Consider the following 2,546-nt stretch of genomic DNA (forward strand, 5'->3'; position numbering starts at 1 on the left):
ATTCAACTTGCTCAGAAATCTTTCCCATAACAAAACCGTCATCCGGAACTTTAGAAAAGTTCAAACTTTTGCCTTTTTACTTTTGCCTTGGCTCTTAAATCATTCTTCATTTTTCACTCCTCATTCAACATTCTCAACCCTTTTGCCTTTTTACTTGGCTCTTTATTTTCCTCCGTGTACCAAAAGCCAAGCGCAGCGTCCTTTTTCCTTCCGAAATCCCACTTTTTACTTTTTACTTTTGCCTTGGCTCTTCAATCCTTCTTAATTCAACATTCTAAACCCTGAGCATCCCTACATATTGTTGATCTTTTTATCATTCCCATCATTGAACATAAGGATTGTAAATCTTCAAATCCTTAATCCTCAAATCGGTCCATATCAATCTGTTGATTAAAATCGACACCAAAATATTGACGTCAAAACTATCCTCATAACTGTAGACTCTTCCTGGCTCAAACACAAAATAAAGACTTGCATTTCCAAAACGTTTCTTGATCATATACTTATTCTCAAACTCTACATCGAGATGAGGTACATTTCTTAAAATCTTACTGACCAATGTGGGAATATTGGAATCCGGTTTGCTGAAAAAATACTTATGAACTAGCTGACTGTAAATTTCCTTACTTAACCCATTACCGTCTGAACTGAATCTTGTATTTCCTGGAGCCATTTCAATTTCATAATGCAGATAACCCTTTTCAAAATCAAGGTTTTGAAGCAAAAAATCCAAAGACCTTTTCATGTAATTCTGGGTAGTTTCCTTATTGTTGGAGCCCTCCATGTATTCCTTGAGGTTTTGAAGGACTGTTGTTTTTTTGATCAAATCTTTCCTGACACTCTTGAACTCAGAAACTTCCTGAAACTCCACCACAATTTTATGAGGATTGGTAAAATGCGTCACTGAAATTTCATAATCCAGTACTGAATCAGCTTTTGTTAACTGAACATCGAACTCTTTCTTGCTATTTGGCGATGATGAATTCAAGAAACCCAAAAACACTTCAGGATTCTCAATGGAAAATAAGTCACTGAACCTAATTCTACCATTGCCCAACCTGAAAATATCATCCGTAAAGGCTGGATTGGCATACTTGATAATTGCATTGGCATCCAAAATCAAGATAGGTGTGCTGAGCTGATCAAAGTACTTTCTCATAAAACATGGATTAACGTCGGTTTAATTATACATATCAAATAATTACCATTTAATGGTGATTAAAGCTAATTTTTACTAAAATAAACCTGTAAAAATTTATTTAATCAAATTTTAATTTGATATTCATTTCAAAAAATTGATCAAAAACCATTCCAATAAACCAAGATACCCATTAGAAAAATGGAATTAATTTGTATAATTAATGAAATTCCGGTCTAACCAGTTGTCCTGCTTCTCCAGAAGCTGGACTCCCTTCTGGTTCAAGTCTTCGGATTTACCTCCCAAGAGGGAGACTTGGACCCCAATATTGAATCAAGAATTCGAGTCAATTCGCAAGCTCTGCGCCTAATTCATTTTCTTTTGTTGCATTGATCAGAAAATCACATCAAAATCCCCCAGCTGCTAAAATGTAGAATTTAAAAATTTGTGTAATTTGTGTAATTTGTGGTTATCCTTTTTATCCTATCCGCGGTTCCTTATCACCGGCGTATCCGGGATGGCCTCCAACCATCCCTCTGATATCCCGGCCCTTCGGGCCTATTTAATCGACCAAAAATCCATTTTCTTCTCCAAAAATGTAATCCCTATCAGCACAAGAATTCGCGAAAATTCGCAAGCTTCGCGCATAATTCATTTACCTAATTAGCAATGATGTATAAAAGGCGTTAAACATACATTTCTGTCTAATTCCAGAAATAATCAATTTGTGTAATTAGTGTAATTCCTGCCTGCAGCAGGCAGGAGTGGTTATCTTTTCAAATCTATCCGCGGTTCCGTATCGCCGGCGTATTCAGACCATTCTCCGTTTTAGACAACGTCGCCGGCCTGCCTGACCGGCAAAGGCAGGCTCTGGAAACGGGCAACCCTCAATCAACCCAGGGTTCCGAGGCTTGCTGCCACTCACCCTGGGCTTTTACAGAACGCCCCCTTGGGGCTCTTTGGTACCCACCTAAATTTAGATTACCCAGCGCCGGCTGCTTAGCGTTCTTCCTTCGTCTTGTCCTAATTCATACGCCAGAATTATGTAGAAATACCTCCCCAACCTTTCAATTTTCTTTGTGATCCTTAGTGGTCTTAGTGGTATTTAAAAAACCTCTGTGAATCTCAGTGCCTCCTCGGTGTAATCCTGCCGGCTGCAGGCGGGTCTGTGTAATTCAAAAAAATTATCTGCGCCCTTCAGGCTCGTTTGGCTTCGATAGGGATTTCCCCTCAACCGGGATGGCCTCCAACCATCCCTCTGATATCCCTGCCTTTCAGGCCTATTCAACTTGCTCAGAAATCTTTCCCATAACAAAACCGTCATCCGGAACTTTAGAAAAGTTCAAACTTTTGCCTTTTTACTTTTGCCTTGGCTCTTAAATCATTCTTCATTTTTCACTCCTCATTC

At 38.9% G+C, this 2,546-nt stretch carries 1 protein-coding gene; it reads right to left on the bottom strand.

Annotation, left to right across the window (positions count from 1 at the left end):
• Positions 1-322 precede the first annotated feature (322 nt).
• A complete protein-coding gene (locus ACFFIP_RS18050) occupies positions 323-1,159 on the bottom strand; it encodes a nitrogen regulation protein NR(II) (protein WP_382389166.1) in 837 nt (278 codons plus the stop codon).
• Positions 1,160-2,546: the final 1,387 nt, after the last annotated feature.

It is taken from the genome of Fontibacter flavus, from assembly GCF_042432905.1.
Lineage (GTDB): Bacteria > Bacteroidota > Bacteroidia > Cytophagales > Cyclobacteriaceae > Fontibacter > Fontibacter flavus.

What these genes read in the sequence shown, in the direction of transcription:
- ACFFIP_RS18050 (WP_382389166.1), bottom strand. Translation starts at nt 1,159, where the DNA reads ATGAGAAAGTACTTTGATCAGCTCAGCACACCTATCTTGATTTTGGAT.